Annotated in this window: 24 protein-coding genes; all 24 read right to left on the reverse strand. The window is 59.5% G+C overall.

The features are described 5' to 3' along the window. Nucleotide 1 precedes the first annotated feature (1 nt). The 24 genes from rpmD to rpsL all read right to left on the reverse strand — a co-directional run bounded on the left by rpmD (nucleotide 2) and on the right by rpsL (nucleotide 13,239). Nucleotides 2–178 carry a 50S ribosomal protein L30 gene (rpmD, locus tag PKO50_RS27380; RefSeq protein WP_009617174.1) on the reverse strand — a complete coding sequence of 59 codons (177 nt, stop codon included), beginning with the start codon at nucleotides 176–178 and terminating at the stop codon, nucleotides 2–4. 2 nt (nucleotides 179–180) lie between these two features. Continuing rightward, complete coding sequence (gene rpsE / locus PKO50_RS27385; protein WP_009617173.1) at nucleotides 181–681, reverse strand: 30S ribosomal protein S5; 501 nt, start codon at nucleotides 679–681, stop codon at nucleotides 181–183. Nucleotides 682–684: 3 nt separating this feature from the next. After that, nucleotides 685–1,035, reverse strand: a complete 351-nt coding sequence (gene rplR, locus PKO50_RS27390) for a 50S ribosomal protein L18 (RefSeq protein WP_109935923.1) — start codon at nucleotides 1,033–1,035, stop codon at nucleotides 685–687. A 10-nt stretch (nucleotides 1,036–1,045) separates the two neighbouring features. Then, nucleotides 1,046–1,579: a 50S ribosomal protein L6 gene (gene rplF, locus PKO50_RS27395; protein WP_109935922.1), complete on the reverse strand. Its 534-nt coding sequence runs from the start codon at nucleotides 1,577–1,579 to the stop codon at nucleotides 1,046–1,048. Between the two features lie 11 nt (nucleotides 1,580–1,590). Beyond that, a complete protein-coding gene (rpsH, locus tag PKO50_RS27400) occupies nucleotides 1,591–1,983 on the reverse strand; it encodes a 30S ribosomal protein S8 (RefSeq protein WP_109935921.1) in 393 nt (130 codons plus the stop codon). A 186-nt stretch (nucleotides 1,984–2,169) separates the two neighbouring features. Next, nucleotides 2,170–2,475 (reverse strand): 30S ribosomal protein S14, encoded by a 306-nt coding sequence (gene rpsN / locus PKO50_RS27405; protein WP_009617169.1) that lies wholly within the window; start codon nucleotides 2,473–2,475, stop codon nucleotides 2,170–2,172. Between the two features lie 13 nt (nucleotides 2,476–2,488). Continuing rightward, complete coding sequence (rplE, locus tag PKO50_RS27410) at nucleotides 2,489–3,028, reverse strand: 50S ribosomal protein L5 (protein WP_089393439.1); 540 nt, start codon at nucleotides 3,026–3,028, stop codon at nucleotides 2,489–2,491. A gap of 17 nt (nucleotides 3,029–3,045) precedes the next feature. Next, the gene (gene rplX, locus PKO50_RS27415; RefSeq protein WP_009617167.1) at nucleotides 3,046–3,360 is read right to left on the reverse strand and encodes a 50S ribosomal protein L24; all 315 of its coding nucleotides are present in this window, start codon (nucleotides 3,358–3,360) and stop codon (nucleotides 3,046–3,048) included. A 12-nt stretch (nucleotides 3,361–3,372) separates the two neighbouring features. Then, nucleotides 3,373–3,741 carry a 50S ribosomal protein L14 gene (gene rplN, locus PKO50_RS27420; protein WP_003093714.1) on the reverse strand — a complete coding sequence of 123 codons (369 nt, stop codon included), beginning with the start codon at nucleotides 3,739–3,741 and terminating at the stop codon, nucleotides 3,373–3,375. 16 nt (nucleotides 3,742–3,757) lie between these two features. Further along, nucleotides 3,758–4,024 (reverse strand): 30S ribosomal protein S17, encoded by a 267-nt coding sequence (rpsQ, locus tag PKO50_RS27425; protein WP_009617165.1) that lies wholly within the window; start codon nucleotides 4,022–4,024, stop codon nucleotides 3,758–3,760. A 2-nt stretch (nucleotides 4,025–4,026) separates the two neighbouring features. Then, complete coding sequence (gene rpmC / locus PKO50_RS27430; protein ID WP_009617164.1) at nucleotides 4,027–4,218, reverse strand: 50S ribosomal protein L29; 192 nt, start codon at nucleotides 4,216–4,218, stop codon at nucleotides 4,027–4,029. After that, a complete protein-coding gene (rplP, locus tag PKO50_RS27435; protein ID WP_009617163.1) occupies nucleotides 4,218–4,631 on the reverse strand; it encodes a 50S ribosomal protein L16 in 414 nt (137 codons plus the stop codon). Before rplP ends, rpmC begins: the two co-directional genes overlap by 1 nt. An 11-nt stretch (nucleotides 4,632–4,642) precedes the next feature. Further along, nucleotides 4,643–5,329, reverse strand: coding sequence for a 30S ribosomal protein S3 (gene rpsC / locus PKO50_RS27440; RefSeq protein ID WP_009617162.1), 687 nt, complete (start codon nucleotides 5,327–5,329; stop codon nucleotides 4,643–4,645). Nucleotides 5,330–5,342: 13 nt separating this feature from the next. Next, nucleotides 5,343–5,675 carry a 50S ribosomal protein L22 gene (gene rplV / locus PKO50_RS27445; protein WP_003103908.1) on the reverse strand — a complete coding sequence of 111 codons (333 nt, stop codon included), beginning with the start codon at nucleotides 5,673–5,675 and terminating at the stop codon, nucleotides 5,343–5,345. 12 nt (nucleotides 5,676–5,687) lie between these two features. Beyond that, nucleotides 5,688–5,963 (reverse strand): 30S ribosomal protein S19, encoded by a 276-nt coding sequence (gene rpsS, locus PKO50_RS27450; protein WP_003093734.1) that lies wholly within the window; start codon nucleotides 5,961–5,963, stop codon nucleotides 5,688–5,690. A gap of 16 nt (nucleotides 5,964–5,979) precedes the next feature. Continuing rightward, nucleotides 5,980–6,801, reverse strand: a complete 822-nt coding sequence (rplB, locus tag PKO50_RS27455) for a 50S ribosomal protein L2 (RefSeq protein WP_089393441.1) — start codon at nucleotides 6,799–6,801, stop codon at nucleotides 5,980–5,982. An 11-nt stretch (nucleotides 6,802–6,812) separates the two neighbouring features. Then, on the reverse strand, nucleotides 6,813–7,112 hold the full coding sequence (gene rplW / locus PKO50_RS27460; RefSeq protein WP_009617150.1) for a 50S ribosomal protein L23: 300 nt from the start codon (nucleotides 7,110–7,112) through the stop codon (nucleotides 6,813–6,815). Further along, nucleotides 7,109–7,711 (reverse strand): 50S ribosomal protein L4, encoded by a 603-nt coding sequence (gene rplD / locus PKO50_RS27465; protein ID WP_009617148.1) that lies wholly within the window; start codon nucleotides 7,709–7,711, stop codon nucleotides 7,109–7,111. The genes rplW and rplD overlap by 4 nt, the downstream gene beginning before the upstream one ends. 14 nt (nucleotides 7,712–7,725) lie before the next feature. Next, entirely contained in the window at nucleotides 7,726–8,361 is a 636-nt protein-coding gene (gene rplC / locus PKO50_RS27470; RefSeq protein WP_275627801.1) for a 50S ribosomal protein L3, read from the reverse strand. Between the two features lie 82 nt (nucleotides 8,362–8,443). Continuing rightward, nucleotides 8,444–8,755, reverse strand: a complete 312-nt coding sequence (gene rpsJ, locus PKO50_RS27475; RefSeq protein ID WP_003243886.1) for a 30S ribosomal protein S10 — start codon at nucleotides 8,753–8,755, stop codon at nucleotides 8,444–8,446. A 158-nt stretch (nucleotides 8,756–8,913) separates the two neighbouring features. Continuing rightward, nucleotides 8,914–10,107, reverse strand: coding sequence for an elongation factor Tu (tuf, locus tag PKO50_RS27480; protein ID WP_009617114.1), 1,194 nt, complete (start codon nucleotides 10,105–10,107; stop codon nucleotides 8,914–8,916). Between the two features lie 29 nt (nucleotides 10,108–10,136). Next, nucleotides 10,137–12,266, reverse strand: a complete 2,130-nt coding sequence (gene fusA / locus PKO50_RS27485; protein ID WP_275627802.1) for an elongation factor G — start codon at nucleotides 12,264–12,266, stop codon at nucleotides 10,137–10,139. 30 nt (nucleotides 12,267–12,296) lie between these two features. Continuing rightward, nucleotides 12,297–12,767 (reverse strand): 30S ribosomal protein S7, encoded by a 471-nt coding sequence (rpsG, locus tag PKO50_RS27490; RefSeq protein ID WP_009617132.1) that lies wholly within the window; start codon nucleotides 12,765–12,767, stop codon nucleotides 12,297–12,299. Nucleotides 12,768–12,867: 100 nt separating this feature from the next. Continuing rightward, nucleotides 12,868–13,239, reverse strand: coding sequence for a 30S ribosomal protein S12 (rpsL, locus tag PKO50_RS27495; RefSeq protein WP_009617130.1), 372 nt, complete (start codon nucleotides 13,237–13,239; stop codon nucleotides 12,868–12,870). Nucleotides 13,240–13,253 lie beyond the last annotated feature (14 nt).

Consider the following 13,253-nt stretch of genomic DNA (forward strand, 5'->3'; position numbering starts at 1 on the left):
ATTAACCCTCCACACGCAGCAGGTAGTAGGCCTTGTTGATCATGCCGCGGTTCTCAGGAGTGTCCTGAACTTCGACGGTATGATTGATGCGACGCAGGCCCAGGCCTTTGACGCAAGCCTTGTGATTGGCCAGACGGCCGTTCAGGCTTTTGATCAGGGTAACTTTGACAGTTGCCATGGTTAGAGAATCTCCTCGACGCTCTTGCCACGCTTGGCCGCTACCGACTCAGGGGACTGCATGTTCTTCAGGCCCTTGAAGGTGGCGTATACCACGTTGACCGGGTTGGTCGAACCGTAGCACTTGGCCAGAACGTTCTGCACACCGGCCACTTCCAGGACGGCACGCATGGCGCCGCCGGCGATGATGCCGGTACCTTCGGAAGCCGGCTGCATGTACACCTTGGAGGCGCCATGGGCGGACTTGGTCGGGTACTGCAGGGTGGTGCCGTTCAGATCCACCTGGATCATGTTGCGGCGAGCAGCTTCCATGGCCTTCTGGATGGCGGCCGGCACTTCACGTGCCTTGCCACGACCGAAGCCAACACGGCCTTTGCCATCGCCAACCACGGTCAGCGCGGTGAAGGCGAAGATACGGCCACCTTTTACGGTTTTGGCGACGCGGTTAACTTGAACCAGCTTCTCGATGTAGCCTTCGTCGCGCTTTTGATCGTTGTTTGCCATAACTTAGAACTCCAGACCGCCTTCGCGAGCGGCATCAGCCAGGGCCTTGATACGGCCGTGGTACTTGAAGCCAGAACGGTCGAACGCCACCTGAGTGACGCCGGCAGCCTTGGCGCGTTCGGCGACCAGTTGACCAACTTTCTTGGCTGCGTCGACGTTGCCGGTGGCACCTTCGCGCAGTTCCTTGTCCAGGGTCGAGGCGCTGGCCAGGACCTTGCCGCCGTCGGCCGCGATGACCTGGGCGTAAATGTGCTGGGAGGAGCGGTACACGCAAAGGCGTACGGTTTCCAGCTCGCGCATCTTCAGGCGTGCCTTGCGAGCGCGACGCAGACGGGTTTCTTTCTTGACGCTCATTTGCTATGCCCTACTTCTTCTTGGCTTCTTTACGAAGTACGACTTCGTCGGAATACCGCACACCCTTGCCTTTGTAAGGCTCCGGCGGACGGAAGTCGCGAATTTCCGCGGCGACCTGGCCGACCAGCTGCTTGTCGATGCCCTTGATCAGGATATCGGTCTGGCTGGGGGTTTCAGCGATGATGCCGGCGGGCAGTTCGTAATCAACCGGGTGGGAGAAGCCGAGAGCCAGGGACAGCACTTGGCCTTTGGCCTGCGCTTTGTAACCAACGCCGACCAGCTGGAGCTTGCGCTCGAAGCCCTGGCTGACGCCGATCACCATGTTGTTGACCAGGGCGCGGGTGGTACCGGCCATGGCGCGGGTCTGCTGGTCGCCGTTACGGGCGGCGAAACGCAGCTCACCGTTGTCCTGGATGACTTCTACGGACGGATGGACCTTCAGCTCGAGGGAGCCTTTGGAGCCCTTGACCGAGAGTTCCTGGCCAGCCAGCTTGATTTCGACACCGGCGGGCAGCTTGACGGGGTTCTTAGCAACGCGAGACATGCTGATTCCCCTTAGAACACAGTGCAGAGCACTTCGCCACCGACGCCTGCGGCACGGGCGGCACGGTCAGTCATCACACCCTTGTTGGTGGAGACGATCGATACACCCAGACCGCCGCGAACTTTCGGCAGCTGATCTACGGACTTGTACTGGCGGAGGCCAGGACGGCTGATGCGCTTCACTTCTTCGATGACAGGCTTGCCTTCGAAGTACTTCAGCTCGATGGAAAGCTGAGGCTTGGCCTCGGCGCTGACTTGGAAGTCCGCAATGTAGCCTTCGTCCTTGAGGACTTTGGCTACAGCCGCCTTCAGCTTGGAAGACGGCATGCTCACGACGGTCTTTTCAGCCATCTGGGCATTACGGATGCGAGTTAGCATGTCTGCTAACGGGTCCTGCATACTCATGGGCTTAATGCTCCTGATACAAAAGATAAGCCTTAACGAAACTCACCCACAAAAGACCAGGCGAGATAAACCCCTGGCTCGGGGGAGCCGGGTATTCTAGAGATCGCTCAAAAACGAATCAAGCCCCACGAGGGGGCTTGATTCGTTAAGCGATCAACGGAGTCGTTGCCGGCTCCGCTTGCCGACTTACCAGCTGGCTTTCACCAGGCCCGGTACGTCGCCGCGCATGGCGGCTTCACGCAGCTTGTTACGGCTCAGGCCGAACTTGCGGTAGAAGCCGTGCGGACGACCGGTCAGGCGGCAACGGTTACGCAGGCGGCTGGCGCTCGCGTCACGCGGTTGCTTCTGCAGGGCGACCTGCGCATTCCAACGCTCTTCCTGGGAGGAGTTCGGATTAGCGATGATCGCTTTCAGCTCGGCACGCTTCTGGGCGTACTTGGCTACCGTGCGCTGACGCTTCAGCTCACGGTTTTTCATGCTCTCTTTGGCCATGGTCCTACTCCAATCAGTTGCGGAACGGGAAGTTGAAGGCGCGCAGCAGAGCGCGACCTTCATCATCCGTACGGGCGGTGGTGGTCAGAGTGATGTCCATGCCGCGCAGAGCATCGATCTTGTCGTAATCGATTTCCGGGAAGATGATCTGCTCTTTCACGCCCATGCTGTAGTTGCCGCGGCCATCGAAGGACTTGGCATTCAGGCCGCGGAAGTCACGCACGCGCGGCAGCGAGATGGCGAGCAGGCGGTCCAGGAATTCGTACATGCGGTCGCCACGCAGGGTGACCTTCACGCCGATCGGCCAGCCTTCACGGATCTTGAAGCCGGCGATGGACTTACGAGCGTAAGTCACGACCGGCTTTTGGCCTGCGATCTTTTCCAGATCGGCCACGGCGCTCTCGATGACTTTCTTGTCACCGACAGCTTCGCCAAGACCCATGTTCAGGGTGATTTTGGTAACGCGCGGAACTTCCATCACGTTCGCCAGCTGAAGCTCTTGCTTCAGCTTGGGCGCGATTTCCTTCCGGTACAGTTCTTTCAATCGTGCCATGGTATCTACCTACTCCCTCAAGCCTGGACCGGTTTCTGGGTCGACTTGAAGACACGAACCTTCTTACCGTCTTCTACCTTGAAGCCAACGCGGTCAGCCTTGCTGGTTTCCGGGTTGAAGATGGCGACGTTGGAGACGTGCAGAGGCGCCTCCTTCTCGACGATCCCGCCTTGCTGGTTGAGCATGGGGTTGGGCTTGGTGTGGCGCTTGATCAGGTTCACGCCGCCAACGACCAGACGGTCGTCAGCGAGAACTTTCAGCACCTTGCCACGCTTGCCCTTGTCCTTGCCGGCAATGACGATGACTTCGTCGTCACGACGAATTTTTTGCATGACGGCTACTCCTTACAGCACTTCAGGGGCGAGCGAGACGATCTTCATGAACTTCTCGGTACGAAGTTCACGAGTCACGGGCCCGAAGATACGGGTGCCGATCGGCTCCTGCTTGTTGTTCAGCAGGACGGCGGCGTTACCGTCGAAGCGGATGATGGAGCCGTCGGTGCGACGAACGCCGTGCTTGGTGCGAACGACCACGGCAGTCATGACCTGGCCTTTCTTCACCTTGCCGCGCGGAATCGCTTCCTTGACGGTGACTTTGATGATGTCGCCAATGCCGGCGTAGCGACGGTGGGAACCGCCGAGCACCTTGATGCACATTACGCGACGCGCGCCGCTGTTGTCAGCGACATCGAGCATGGATTGAGTCTGAATCATTATCTATCTCCGACCCTTAGACTTCCACCGCGCGCTCGACGATATCAACCAGGGTCCAGGCCTTGGTCTTGGCCAGCGGACGGGTTTCGCGAATGGTGACCAGGTCACCAATGCGGCACTGATTGGTTTCGTCGTGGGCGTGCAGCTTGGTCGAACGCTTCACGTATTTGCCGTAGATCGGGTGCTTGACGCGACGCTCGATCAGAACGGTGACGGTCTTGTCCATCTTGTCGCTGACGACGCGGCCGGTCAGCGTACGGACGGTTTTCTGAGCTTCAGCCATGTTCACTTACCTGCTTGCTGATTGAGCACAGTTTTGACGCGAGCGATGTCGCGCTTCACCTGCGAGAGCAGGTGGGACTGCGCCAACTGGCCAGTTGCCTTCTGCATGCGCAGATTGAACTGGTCGCGCAGCAGGCCGAGCAGTTGCTCGTTCAGCTGCTCCACGGATTTCTCACGAAGTTCATTCGCTTTCATCACATCACCGTCCGCTTAACAAAGGAGGTGGCGAGCGGCAGCTTTGCAGCAGCCAGGGCGAATGCCTCACGCGCCAGCTCTTCGGATACACCCTCGATCTCGTACAGGACCTTGCCCGGTTGAATCTGGGCTACCCAGTACTCGACGCCGCCCTTACCTTTACCCATACGTACTTCCAGGGGCTTCTTGGTAACCGGCTTGTCGGGGAATACGCGGATCCAGATCTTGCCGCCACGTTTTACGTGACGGGTCAGCGCACGACGTGCGGACTCGATCTGACGCGCGGTGAGACGGCCACGGCTGGTCGCCTTGAGAGCGAACTCGCCGAAGCTGACTTTGCTACCGCGATGAGCCAGGCCACGGTTGTGACCGGTCATTTGCTTGCGGAACTTCGTACGCTTAGGTTGCAGCATTTGCGTACTCCTTACTTAGCAGCTTTTTTACGAGGAGCGGGCGCTACCGGCTTGAGCTCTTCCTGGCGGCCACCAATGACCTCGCCCTTGAAGATCCAAACCTTGACACCGATCACACCGTAGGTGGTGTGCGCTTCGTAGGTTGCATAGTCGATATCGGCGCGCAGGGTGTGCAGGGGCACACGACCTTCGCGATACCATTCGGTACGAGCAATTTCAGCGCCGCCCAAACGACCGCTCACCTGGATCTTGATGCCCTTGGCACCAATACGCATGGCGTTCTGTACGGCGCGCTTCATGGCGCGACGGAACATGACGCGGCGTTCCAGCTGCTGAGCTACGCTCTGCGCAACCAGCATGCTATCGAGTTCCGGCTTGCGGATTTCCTCGATGTTGATGTGCACGGGCACACCCATTTGCTTGGTCAGGTCCTGACGCAGCTTCTCGACATCCTCACCTTTCTTGCCGATCACGATACCTGGACGGGCGGTGTGGATGGTGATGCGTGCGGTTTGAGCCGGGCGATGGATATCGATACGGCTTACGGACGCGCTTTTTAGTTTGTCTTGGAGGTACTCACGAACCTTCAGGTCGGCGAACAGATAATCGGCGTAAGTGCGCTTATCTGCGTACCAAACGGAGGTGTGCTCCTTGACGATACCCAGGCGGATGCCATTGGGATGTACTTTCTGACCCATCTGATCGACTCCGTTACTTGTCCGCAACCTTGACAGTGATATGGCAAGACCGCTTGACGATGCGATCAGCACGGCCTTTGGCGCGCGGCATGATGCGCTTGAGCGAACGACCTTCGTTGACGAAGACGGTGGAGACCTTCAGGTCGTCCACATCAGCGCCTTCGTTGTGCTCAGCGTTGGCAACAGCCGACTCCAGCACTTTCTTCATGATCTCGGCGGCTTTCTTACTGCTGAAAGCCAGGAGGTTGAGCGCTTCGCCCACCTTCTTCCCGCGGATCTGGTCGGCGACCAAGCGGGCTTTCTGGGCGGAGATACGAGCGCCCGACAGCTTAGCGGCTACTTCCATCTTCCTTACCCCTTAACGCTTGGCTTTCTTGTCCGCAGCATGCCCACGATAAGTGCGGGTAGCAGCGAACTCGCCGAGTTTGTGACCGACCATGTCTTCGTTGACCAGGACCGGCACGTGTTGACGGCCGTTGTGGACAGCGATGGTCAGACCAACCATATGCGGCAGAATCATCGAACGACGCGACCAGGTCTTGATCGGCTTACGGTCGTTCTTTTCCACCGCCACTTCGACCTTCTTCAGCAGGTGAAGATCGATAAAAGGACCTTTTTTCAGAGAACGCGGCACTGTCGTATCCCTCTATTTACTTGCGGCGACGGACGATCATGTTATCGGTACGCTTGTTCGCGCGAGTCTTCTTACCCTTGGTCTGAAGACCCCACGGCGATACCGGATGACGACCAGCAGAGGTACGACCTTCACCACCACCATGCGGGTGGTCGACCGGGTTCATGGCGACACCACGAACGGTCGGGCGAATGCCGCGCCAGCGCTTGGCACCGGCCTTGCCCAGCGAACGCAGGCTGTGCTCGGAGTTCGAGACTTCACCCAGGGTCGCACGGCAGTCAGCCAGGACTTTGCGCATTTCACCGGAACGCAGACGCACGGTTACGTAAGCGCCTTCACGGGCTACCAGCTGGGCCGAGGCGCCAGCGGAGCGAACCAGCTGGGCGCCTTTGCCCGGCTTCAGCTCGATACCGTGGATGGTGCTACCAACCGGGATGTTGCGCAGCGGCATGTTGTTGCCAGCCCTGATCGGAGCGCCGATACCGGAGATCAGTTGATCGCCAGCCACCACGCCTTTGGGGGCGATGATGTAACGACGCTCGCCGTCCGCGTATTTCAGCAGAGCGATGTGAGCGGTACGGTTCGGATCGTATTCCACGCGCTCGACGATGGCAGGGATGCCATCCTTGTTGCGGCGGAAGTCGACCAGACGGTAGTGCTGCTTGTGACCACCGCCGATGTGGCGGGTGGTGATACGACCGTTGTTGTTACGGCCGCCCGACTTGGACTTCTTCTCGACCAGGCCAGCGAACGGAGCACCCTTGTGCAGGTTCTGGTTCACGACCTTGACGACGAAGCGACGACCAGCGGAAGTCGGTTTGCATTTAACGATTGCCATGATGCACCCCTTTACTCAGCGCCAGCTGCGAAATCGAGATCTTGGCCGGGCTGAAGGGCGATGTACGCCTTCTTCCAGTCGTTACGCTTGCCCAGGCCGCGAACGGTACGCTTGGTCTTGCCCTGAACGTTCAGGGTGGTGACGCGACGTACTTTCACGCCGAACAGGCTTTCGACGGCCTTCTTGATTTCCAGCTTGGTTGCATCAGTGGCAACCTTGAAAACGAATTGGCTCTTGCCGTCCGCAAGCCCGGTGGCTTTCTCGGAAACATGCGGGCCCAGCAGCACTTTGAATACGCGTTCCTGGTTCATGCCAGCAGCTCCTCGAACTTCTTCACGGCGGACACGGTGACGAGCACCTTGTCGTAGGCGATCAGGCTGACCGGGTCGGAACCCTGGACGTCGCGTACATCGACGTGCGCCAGGTTGCGCGCAGCCAGGTACAGGTTTTCATCAACGCCATCGGTGACGATCAGCACGTCTTTCAGGCCCAGGCCGTCCAGCTTGCTGACCAGACCTTTGGTTTTCGGTGCATCGACGGCGAAGTCGGCAACGACAACCAGGCGGTCCAGACGGACCAGCTCGGAGAGGATGGAGCGCAGGGCTGCGCGGTACATCTTCTTGTTGAGCTTCTGGGAGTGATCCTGCGGCTTGGCGGCGAAAGTGGTGCCGCCCCCACGCCAGATGGGGCTGCGGATGGTGCCAGCGCGAGCACGACCGGTGCCCTTCTGACGCCACGGCTTCTTGCCGCCACCGGAAACTTCGGAACGAGTCTTCTGAGCACGGGTGCCCTGACGGCCGCCAGCCATGTAGGCGACGACAGCCTGGTGAACCAGAGTCTCGTTGAATTCGCTGCCAAAGGTACGCTCGGAGACTTCGATAGCCTGAGCGCCGTTCACATTAAGTTGCATCTCAGCTTCCCCTCTTAACCGCGAGCCTTGGCTGCCGGACGCACGAACACGTCACCACCGGTAGCGCCGGGAACGGCACCCTTGACCAGCAGCAGATTACGTTCGGCATCGACACGCACGACCTCAAGGGATTGAACGGTTACGCGCTCAGCACCCATGTGACCGGACATTTTCTTGCCCTTGAACACTCGACCAGGAGTCTGGCACTGGCCGATCGAACCCGGGACGCGGTGGGAAACGGAGTTACCGTGGGTATTGTCCTGACCACGGAAGTTCCAGCGCTTGATGGTACCGGCGTAGCCTTTACCCTTGGACTCGCCGGTAACGTCTACCAGCTGGCCCGCCTGGAACAGATCGACGGAGATGGAATCGCCTGCCTTGAACTCCTCTTCGCCCAGACGGAATTCCCACACGCCGCGACCGGCGGCGACATTCGCCTTGGCAAAGTGACCGGCCTGGGCCTTGGTCACGCGAGAAGCACGACGCTCGCCGGCAGTCACCTGCACAGCGCGATAGCCATCGGTCTCTTCGTTCTTGAACTGGGTGACGCGATTCGGCTCGACCTCAATGACCACGACCGGAATGGAGACACCATCTTCGGTGAAAATGCGGGTCATGCCGCACTTACGACCGACAACACCAATTGTCATCTTAAGAACCTCTTTAGTGTACGGGGCTTTCACCCGCTATGGCCGCCCATTTCAGAGCGTTACACGACCAATGCCGAAGGCATTAGCCGAGGCTGATCTGTACTTCGACGCCAGCAGCAAGGTCGAGCTTCATCAGCGCGTCGACGGTCTTGTCGGTCGGCTGAACGATGTCGAGCACACGCTTGTGGGTACGAATTTCGTACTGGTCACGAGCGTCCTTGTTGACGTGCGGGGAAATCAGCACGGTGTAACGTTCCTTGCGGGTCGGCAGAGGAATCGGACCACGCACCTGAGCGCCAGTACGTTTCGCGGTTTCCACGATTTCCTGGGTAGATTGGTCGATCAGGCGATGGTCAAAAGCCTTCAACCGAATACGGATTTGTTGATTTTGCATTTGACCTCAGACTCCAAGTTGCCATTCCCAACGGGCGGACTCCGCCCGTTAAAAGGAGGCGCAATTGTACGGATGCCCCTGGAGGGTGTCAATATTTAACCAATCCAACGAAAAAGGGGCCCCGAAGGGCCCCTTTTCCTCATGCGCTAGATCAAGGATTACTCGATGATCTTGGCAACCACGCCGGCACCAACGGTACGGCCGCCTTCGCGGATCGCGAAGCGCAGGCCGTCTTCCATGGCGATCGGGGCGATCAGGGTGACGGTCATCTTGACGTTGTCACCCGGCATTACCATCTCGACGCCTTCCGGCAGCTCGCAGTTGCCGGTCACGTCGGTGGTACGGAAGTAGAACTGCGGACGGTAGCCCTTGAAGAACGGGGTGTGACGACCGCCTTCTTCCTTGGACAGCACGTACACTTCGCACTCGAACTTGGTGTGCGGCTTGATGGTGCCCGGCTTGGCCAGAACCTGGCCACGCTCCACGTCTTCACGCTTGGTGCCGCGCAGCAGGACGCCGACGTTCTCGCCAGCACGACCTTCGTCGAGCAGCTTGCGGAACATTTCCACGCCGGTGCAGGTGGTCTTGGTGGTCGGACGGATGCCGACGATTTCCACTTCTTCCTGGACCTTGACGATGCCGCGCTCGACACGACCGGTCACCACGGTGCCACGGCCGGAGATCGAGAACACGTCTTCGATCGGCATCAGGAAGGGCTGGTCGATGGCACGAACCGGCTCGGGGATGTAGGAGTCCAGGGTTTCCACCAGCTTGCGCACGGCGGAAACGCCCATCTCGTTGTCGTCCTGGCCGTTCAGGGCCATCAGCGCGGAACCAATGACGATCGGGGTGTCATCGCCCGGGAAGTCGTAGGTGTTCAGCAGGTCGCGAACTTCCATCTCGACCAGTTCCAGCAGCTCGGCGTCGTCGACCATGTCGGCCTTGTTCAGGAACACGACGATGTAGGGAACGCCTACCTGGCGGGACAGCAGGATGTGCTCGCGGGTCTGCGGCATGGGGCCGTCGGCAGCCGAGCAAACCAGGATCGCGCCGTCCATCTGGGCAGCACCGGTGATCATGTTCTTCACGTAGTCGGCGTGGCCCGGGCAGTCTACGTGAGCGTAGTGGCGTACCGGCGAGTCGTATTCGACGTGCGAAGTGTTGATGGTGATACCACGGGCTTTCTCTTCCGGCGCGTTGTCGATCTGGTCGAAGGCGCGAGCGGAGCCACCCCAGGTCTCGGAGCAGACCTTGGTCAGAGCAGCGGTCAGAGTGGTCTTACCGTGGTCAACGTGACCGATGGTGCCGACGTTGACGTGCGGTTTGTTACGTTCAAATTTTTCCTTAGCCACGACAGTAACCTCTTACTTAAAGGGCTGAATCAAGCTTGTTTTTTAACCAGCGCTTCGACGATGTTCGACGGAGCTTCGGCGTATTTGGAGAATTCCATGGAGTAGCTCGCGCGACCCTGGGACATGGAACGTACGTCGGTCGCATAACCGAACATCTCGCCCAGCGGAACCTCGGCACGGATAACCTTACCGGAAACCGAGTCTTCCATCCCCTGAATCAGACCGCGACGACGGTTCAGGTCGCCCATCACGTCGCCCATGTAGTCCTCAGGAGTCACCACTTCCACCTTCATGATCGGCTCGAGCACCTTGCCGCCGCCCTTCTGGGCCAGCTGCTTGGTCGCCATGGAAGCAGCGATCTTGAACGCCATCTCGTTGGAGTCGACGTCGTGGTAGGAGCCATCGAACACGGTGGCCTTCAGGCCGATGAGCGGATAGCCGGCGACGACGCCGTTCTTCATCTGCTCTTCGATGCCCTTCTGGATCGCCGGGATGTATTCCTTCGGAACCACACCACCCACGACTTCGCTGGTGAACACCAGGCCTTCGGTGATGTTGCCCTTCTCGTCCACATCCGGAGTCGAGAAGCGGATCCAGCAGTGACCGAACTGACCGCGACCACCGGACTGGCGAACGAACTTGCCTTCGATCTCGACGTTGTCCTTGGAGATGGTTTCGCGGTAGGAAACCTGCGGCTTGCCGATGTTGGCCTCGACGCCGAACTCGCGCTTCATGCGGTCGACGAGGATGTCCAGGTGCAGCTCACCCATGCCGGAGATGATGGTCTGGCCGGTTTCTTCGTCGGTCTTGACGCGGAACGACGGGTCTTCCTGGGCCAGCTTGCCGAGGGCGATGCCCATCTTCTCCTGGTCGGCCTTGGTCTTCGGCTCTACAGCTACCGAGATGACCGGCTCCGGGAAGTCCATGCGCTCGAGGATGATCGGCTTCTCGATGTCGCACAGGGTGTCACCGGTGGTGACGTCCTTCATGCCGATCAGAGCCGCGATGTCGCCAGCGCGCACTTCCTTGATCTCGTCACGCTGGTTGGCGTGCATCTGCACCATACGACCAACGCGCTCTTTCTTGCCCTTCACGGAGTTGATGACCGACTGGCCGGACTCCAGGACGCCCGAGTAGACGCGGACGAAGGTCAGGGTACCGACGAACGGGTCGGTAGCGATCTTGAACGCCAGGGCGGAGAACGGAGCGTTGTCGTCAGCCGGACGCTCGTCGTGGATTTCGTTGCCATCAGTGCTGTCCGGGTGGACGCCCTGGATGGCCGGAATCTCGGTCGGAGCAGGCAGGAAGTCGATGACGGCGTCCAGAACCAGGGGCACGCCCTTGTTCTTGAAGGACGAACCGCAGACCGCCGGAACGATTTCGCAGGCGATGGTACGCTGGCGCAGGCCGGCCTTGATCTCTTCGATCGACAGCTCACCTTCTTCCAGGTACTTGTTCATCAGCTCTTCGTTGGCCTCGGCAGCAGCCTCGACCATGTTGTTGCGCCATTCGTTGGCCAGGTCCAGCAGCTCGGCGGGAATCTCTTCCTCGCGGTAGCTGGTGCCCTTGTCGTCTTCGTTCCAGTAGATGGCCTTCATCTTCATCAGGTCGATCTGACCCTGGAAGTCATCTTCTGCACCGATGGCCAGTTGAACCGGAACCGGGGTGTGCCCCAGGCGGTTCTTGATCTGACCGACGACGCGCAGGAAGTTGGCACCGGCGCGGTCCATCTTGTTCACGTAGACGATACGCGGAACGCCGTACTTGTTGGCCTGACGCCATACGGTTTCGGACTGCGGCTCAACGCCGGAGGTGCCGCAGAACACCACGACAGCACCGTCCAGCACGCGCAGGGAACGCTCCACCTCGATGGTGAAGTCCACGTGGCCGGGGGTGTCGATGACGTTTACGCGGTATTTGTCGTACTGGCCGCGCGAACCTTCCCAGAAGGTCGTGATCGCAGCGGAGGTGATGGTGATGCCACGCTCCTGCTCCTGCACCATCCAGTCGGTGGTAGCAGCGCCGTCGTGTACCTCGCCCATCTTGTGGCTGAGACCTGTGTAGAACAGGATCCGCTCGGTAGTGGTGGTCTTGCCCGCGTCGACGTGGGCGCAGATACCAATGTTCCGGTAGCGGTTAATTGCTGTGGTACGAGCCATAAAGCCCTCGCAAAAGAATGGAAGCCGCGATTAGAAGCGGTAGTGGGAGAAGGCCTTGTTGGCTTCAGCCATACGGTGCACGTCTTCACGCTTCTTGACGGCGGCGCCTTTGCCTTCGGCGGCATCCAGCAGTTCGCCGGCGAGGCGCAGGGCCATGGACTTCTCGCCGCGCTTGCGCGCGTAGTCCACCAGCCAGCGCATGGCCAGGGCATTACGACGGGACGGACGTACTTCGACCGGAACCTGGTAGGTAGCACCGCCGACACGGCGGGACTTCACTTCGACCAGCGGAGCGATGGCGTCGAGAGCTTTCTCGAAGAGTTCCAGGGGGTCACCTTTACTGCGCTCTTTGACCTTGTCCAGAGCACCGTAAACGATACGCTCGGCAACGGCTTTCTTGCCGCTTTCCATCACGTGGTTCATGAACTTGGCCAGAATCTGGCTTCCGTATTTCGGATCGGCCAGGATCTCACGTTTGGCCGCTACACGACGTCTTGGCATTGATAAGCCCTCAAACGGTCTTCAGGTTAGCCCGGGACTGCAACACTTTGGTTACGCGCCCGACCTTACTCTTATCGACTCAGCAAATAGGAAAAAACGATTACTTCGGACGCTTGGCGCCGTACTTGGAACGACCCTGCTTACGATCCTTGACACCCGAGGTGTCCAGCGAACCGCGCACGGTGTGGTAACGCACACCCGGAAGGTCCTTTACACGACCGCCACGGATCAGCACTACGCTGTGCTCTTGCAGGTTGTGACCTTCACCACCGATGTACGAAGTGACTTCGTAGCCGTTGGTCAGACGCACACGGCACACTTTACGCAGTGCCGAGTTCGGCTTTTTCGGCGTGGTGGTGTATACGCGGGTGCATACGCCACGACGTTGCGGGCAGTTCTGCAGCGCCGGCACGTCGCTCTTGTCGACCATGCGCTTGCGCGGCTTACGCACCAGCTGGTTGATAGTTGCCATCTATAGCTCCACTG

It is taken from the genome of Pseudomonas sp. 273 (assembly GCF_029201425.1).
Classification (GTDB): Bacteria; Pseudomonadota; Gammaproteobacteria; order Pseudomonadales; family Pseudomonadaceae; genus Pseudomonas; species Pseudomonas delhiensis.